Below are 5,039 nucleotides of genomic sequence, written 5' to 3'. Positions count from 1 at the left end.
GCGGCGGCGGGCTCCGGGCTCTCCAGGCCGAGCGCGACCAGGCCGGGGCCCTCGCGGCGGGCGCCGCTCACGGTGTTGAGCAGTACTCGCGCCTCGTTCTGCTGCCACAGCTCGACCGGCTTGCCGCCGGTGTGCCGGCCCGCCCGTACGAAGCCGAGCGAGCCGAGCAGGGAGCGCAGCGGTTCGGTGTCGGCGGCGGCGAGTTCGGCGAAGGCGACACCGTCCGGGACGACCGGCGCCGGCAGGCTGCTGAGCCCGGCGGCCTCCTCCAGGGCGATCAGCGAGCGCATCGCGTCGACCGCGGTGCGTCCCGCGTCCGCCTGCCGGAAGACGTCGTTGAAGATCTCCAGCGAGAGCGGGCCCGCGTAGCCGGCGCGCAGCACGTGGCCGAGCATTCCGGCGAGGTCGAAGCCGCCCTGGCCGGGGAAGCAGCGGTAGTGCCGGCTCCACTGCAGGACGTCCATGGCCAGCTTGGGCGCGTCGGCCAGCTGCAGGAAGAAGATCTTCTCGCCGGGGATGTCCTCGATGCCCTTGGGGTCGGAGCCGCGCGAGAGGATGTGGAAGCTGTCCAGGCAGACGCCGAGCGCCGGGTGATCGGCCTGCTCGACGATGCGCCAGGAGTGGTCGTACGTGTTGACGTGCCGGCCCCAGGCCAGCGCCTCGTACGCGAGGCGGATGCCGTGCGCGGCGGCGCGCTCGGCGAGGGCGCGCAGCTGCCGGGCGGCGAGCGCGTCGTCGTCGGCGGCGTCCGGCGAGACGCTGGAGCACACCAGCATCGTGTCGGCGCCGAGCCGCTCCATGACGGCGAACTTCCGCTCAGCGCGCCGCATGTTGCGCGCGAAGACCTCGTCCGGGACCGCCTCGAAGTCGCGGAACGGCTGGTAGAGGTCGATGGACAGGCCGAGGTCCGCGGCGCGCAGCCGGATCTCCTCGGGGCTGAGCGGGCTGGCCAGCAGGTCGTTCTCGAAGATCTCGACGCCCTCGAACCCGGCCGCTGCGACGGCGCTGAGCTTCTCGGAGAGCGAGCCGCTCAGCGACACCGTGGCGATGGACTTGCGCATCAGGGGCCTCCTCAGACCGCGGCGGTGCCGACCAGGTCGGCGAGGTCGGCGAGCATCTCTTCGGCGTGCGGTTCCAGGCCGGTGAAGAGCCGGAAGGCGTCGGCGGCCTGGAAGACGGCCATGCCGCCGCCGTCCAGCGTCCGGCAGCCCAACTCCCGTGCGGTTCGGATCAGTTCGGTCTCCAGCGGCCGGTAGACGACCTCGGCGACCCACAGGTCGGCGCGGAGCAGCGCGGCGGGGAGCGGCAGGCCGGGGTGCGCTGCCATGCCGGTGGGGGTGGCGTGCACCAGGCCGTCGGCGCCGGGCAGTACGAGGGCCAGCCGGTCCGGGGCGGCGGTGGTGGCGCGGCCGGTGCCGAAGCGGGCGTTGAGCGCGTCGGCGAGCGCCCCGGCCCGTACGGCGTCGGTGTCGACGAGGGTGAGGCGGTCGGTGCCGAGCGAGAGCATGGCGTGCGCGACGGCGGAGCCGGCGCCGCCCGCGCCGATCTGGACGACCTCGCGGGTCGCGGCGCCGGGCAGGCCGCGCGCGAAGGACTGGGTGAAGCCGGTGACGTCGGTGTTGTGGCCGATCGTCCGGCCGCCCCGGAAGACGACGGTGTTGACCGCGCCCAGCTCGGCGGCGCCGGGCGAGAGCGCGTCGAGGTGCTCGATCACCAGCTGCTTGCAGGGGTGCGTGATGTTGAGTCCATCGAAGCCGAGGGTACGGGCCGCGCGGATCAGCTCGCCGACATCCTTCGCGTCGACGCCCAGCGTGTCGAGGTCGAGCGTCCGGTAGAGCAGCCGCAGGCCGTGCCGGTCGGCCTCCCGCTCGTGCAGGGCCGGGCTCAGCGAGGGGCCGATGCCGGAACCGATGAGGCCGGTGAGATACGAGGGCGTGGACAACGCGACTCCCTGGTGGTGCGCTATGAACGTACTAGTTAGTTAATTATGGCCGCAAGGGACCGCGGGCGAAAGTTCGGCCCGCGGCCCCCTGGCGAGCGGCGGCCCGCGCGGCCGTCAGGCGGAGGACGCCCGGGCCAGGCTTCCGCGCTCCTCCTCGGACGCGGCCGGCTTCTCGCCCAGCAGCGCGGTCGGCACGCGGTGCGTCTCCCGGCCCGTCAGCACGGCGAGCGAGCAGATCACGCAGGTCGCGGCGGTGAAGGTGGCGACGCCGAGCCAGTTGTCGCCGCCGGGGCCCGCGATCCGCTCGGCGATGCTCACGGCGAAGCCCGCCACCGCGAAGCCGATCTGCGTGCCGATCGCCATGCCCGACAGCCGGACCCGGGTCGGGAACATCTCGCCGTAGAACGACGGCCAGATGGCGTTGGCCGCGCTGTAGACGACGCCGAAGAAGACGATGCCGGTGACGAAGACCAACGGATAGCTGCCGGTGGAGATCGCCCACAGGTAGACGAAGATCAGCACGGCGGAGCCGAGCGAGCCGATGAGGAAGACCGGCTTGCGGCCGACGCGGTCCGAGAGCTTGGCCCACAGCGGGATGGCGGCCAGCGCCACCGCGTTGGACAGCACGCCGACCCAGAGCATCGCCGTCTTGTCCATGCCGACCGCGTCGCTGGTGGCGTACGACAGGGCCCAGACCGTGAAGATCGTGCTGACCGTGGCGATCAGGGCCGCCGCGATCACCCGCAGCACGTCGGCCCAGTGGTGCCGCAGCAGGTCCGCCAGCGGCAGCTTGGCCACCGCGTCCTCGGCCGCCGCCTGCTCGAAGACCGGGGTCTCCGAGAGCTTGCGGCGGATGAGGTAGCCGACGACCGTGACGGCCACGCTGATCAGGAACGGCAGTCGCCAGCCCCAGGTCAGAAGCTGCTTCTCGGGCAGCGCGGCCACCGGGATGAAGATCAGGGTGGCCAGGATCTGGCCGGCCTGGGTGCCGTTGAGCGCGAAGCTCGTGTAGTACCCGCGCCGGTGCTCCGGCGCGTGTTCCAGCGTCATCGAATTGGCACTGGCCTGCTCGCCGGCGGCGGAGAGGCCCTGCAGCACCCGCATCAGGACGAGCAGGACCGGCGCGACGGTCCCGACCTGCGCGTACGTCGGCAGGCAGCCGATCGCGAAGGTCGACAGGCCCATCAGGATCAGGGTGAACACCATGATCTTGCGGCGGCCGAGCCGGTCGCCGAAATGGCCGAGGAAGAGCGCGCCGATGGGGCGGGCCGCGTAGGCGACGCCGAACGTCGCGAGCGAGATCAGCGTCGCGGTCGCCGGGTCGCTCGGGTCGAAGAAGACCTTGGGGAAGACCAGGGCGGCGGCGCTGCCGTAGATGAAGAAGTCGTAGTACTCCAGCGCGCTGCCGATCCAGGCGGCGACGGCGGCCTTGCGGGGGCGTCCCGGCGGTGGGGCCGCGGCCTCGGCGGAGAGAGCGGACATGCCTGCTCCAGTGGGGAAGAGCCACCTTCGCGGACGGCGGGTGGCGGCGAGTTAACGTACTAGATAGTTAGTTGTGGGGGTGCAGCGATCGTGAACCGCCCACAGGTCACTGTCAAGACATCTCGCGGAAACAATTCCCGCCCGTGTGCCGCCCGTGCGCCGGCCGCGCGGCTCAGACCGCCGCGGCGCCGGTCAGATAGCCGAGGACCATGTCACCGAGCATCGTGCGGTAGTGCTCCCGGCGGTCCGCCGCCGTCAGATCGCGCGCGAAGAGGGCGCCGAAGGTGTGCCGGTTGGAGACCCGGAAGAAGCAGAACGCGCTGATCATCGCGTGCAGGTCGACCGCGTCCACGTCCGCCGTGAACACGCCCTGCGCGCGGCCCTCGTCGAGGATCCGCCCGATCACCTCGATCGCGGGCGAGTTGAGCCGGCCGATCGTCTCCGAGGCGGTGATGTGCTCCGCCTCGTGGATGTTCTCGATGCTCACCAGGCGGATGAAGTCCGGGTGCGCCTCGTGGTGGTCGAAGGTGAGCTCGGCCAGCCGGCGGATGGCCGCTGCGGGGTCCAGATGCTCGACGTCCAGCTGCTGTTCCTGCTGCCTGATGCCCGCGTACGCGTGCTCCAGCACGGCCGTGAACAGCTGCTCCTTGCCGCCGAAGTAGTAGTAGATCATCCGCTTCGTGGTGTGGATGCGGGCGGCGATCTCGTCGACCCGCGCACCCGTGTACCCGCTCCGCGCGAACTCCTCCGTCGCGACCTTGAGGATCTCCGCCCGGGTCCGCGCCGCGTCGCGCTGCCGCCCTGCGGCACGGGCCGGCGGGTGAACGGCGGTCATACGGCTGGCTCCTCGCGAACGGTCCACTGGTCGGCACAGTCTAGGCAGAGGTATGCGGCGCGCGGCGAGCGCCCCGGGCGGCCGACCGTGACCCGTCCGACTGATACGGCGTCAGTTCGGCGTGCGCCAGACACGCACCGTGCGTACGGTGTGACGATGAGTGATGTGGCATGGCTGATGTCCTCCCAGCCGTCCCGGCCGGCACACGTGCCCGACCTGCCGGGCGCGGGACCGGGGCCGGACCCGGACCGGCGGCTGGCGTGGCTCGACGCGCTGCGGGGCATCGGGGCGCTGATGGTCGCGCTGCACCACGCGGGGCCCCGCTATCTGCCGGAGCTGTCCGCCATCGTGCAGCGGTACGTCAACCCCGGTACGTACGGCGTCATCGTCTTCTTCCTGGTCAGCGGCTACATCATCCCGGCCTCCCTGGAGCGGCGCGGCTCGCTGCGCCGCTTCTGGGTCGGCCGGATCTGCCGCCTCTACCCGCTGCTGTGCGTCGCGCTGGCGGCCACGGCGCTGCTCGTGCTGTGGGGGCCCGGGCGGCTGCGGGCGGGGCTGGGGGAGCGCGACCCGCTGAGTGCCCTGGTCGCGCACGGGACGATGCTGCAGGACCTGCTCGGGGTGCCCAACGCCATCAATGTGCTGTGGACCCTCTCGTACGAGATGGTGTTCTACCTCCTGGTCGCGGCGCTCTTCGCGGTGCGGCTGCACCGGCGCTCCGCGCCGATGGCCCTGGGCCTGGCCGCGCTCGGCGTCGCGGCCGGCGGGGCGCTGCCCGAC

At 72.1% G+C, this 5,039-nt stretch carries 5 protein-coding genes; 1 reads left to right on the top strand and 4 read right to left on the bottom strand.

The window, feature by feature from the left end; all coding sequences use genetic code 11:
- From ABT381_RS35020 to ABT381_RS35005, 4 genes are all read right to left on the bottom strand, one after another.
- The coding region (locus ABT381_RS35020) for a sugar phosphate isomerase/epimerase and 4-hydroxyphenylpyruvate domain-containing protein (protein WP_351601914.1) at positions 1-1,061 on the bottom strand (1,061 nt) is incomplete at its 3' end.
- A gap of 11 nt (positions 1,062-1,072) precedes the next feature.
- Positions 1,073-1,942, bottom strand: coding sequence for a shikimate dehydrogenase (locus tag ABT381_RS35015; RefSeq protein ID WP_351601911.1), 870 nt, complete (start codon positions 1,940-1,942; stop codon positions 1,073-1,075).
- Between the two features lie 114 nt (positions 1,943-2,056).
- Positions 2,057-3,424, bottom strand: a complete 1,368-nt coding sequence (locus ABT381_RS35010; protein WP_351601908.1) for an MFS transporter — start codon at positions 3,422-3,424, stop codon at positions 2,057-2,059.
- Between the two features lie 172 nt (positions 3,425-3,596).
- On the bottom strand, positions 3,597-4,259 hold the full coding sequence (locus ABT381_RS35005; protein ID WP_351601905.1) for a TetR/AcrR family transcriptional regulator: 663 nt from the start codon (positions 4,257-4,259) through the stop codon (positions 3,597-3,599).
- A gap of 156 nt (positions 4,260-4,415) precedes the next feature.
- Between ABT381_RS35005 and ABT381_RS35000 the strand changes: the two genes are divergently transcribed.
- Positions 4,416-5,039: acyltransferase family protein (locus ABT381_RS35000; protein ID WP_351601902.1), on the top strand; the 624-nt coding region annotated here is incomplete at its 3' end.

It is taken from the genome of Streptomyces sp. NPDC000151 (genome assembly GCF_040301705.1).
GTDB lineage: Bacteria > Actinomycetota > Actinomycetes > Streptomycetales > Streptomycetaceae > Streptomyces.
Note: the sequence above shows the minus strand (reverse complement) of the source record. Positions and strands in the feature narration are given on the sequence as shown.

Coding starts and splice junctions, on each gene's coding strand:
- ABT381_RS35010 (WP_351601908.1), bottom strand. CDS start 3,424: ATGTCCGCTCTCTCCGCCGAGGCCGCGGCCCCACCGCCGGGACGCCCC.
- ABT381_RS35005 (WP_351601905.1), bottom strand. CDS start 4,259: ATGACCGCCGTTCACCCGCCGGCCCGTGCCGCAGGGCGGCAGCGCGAC.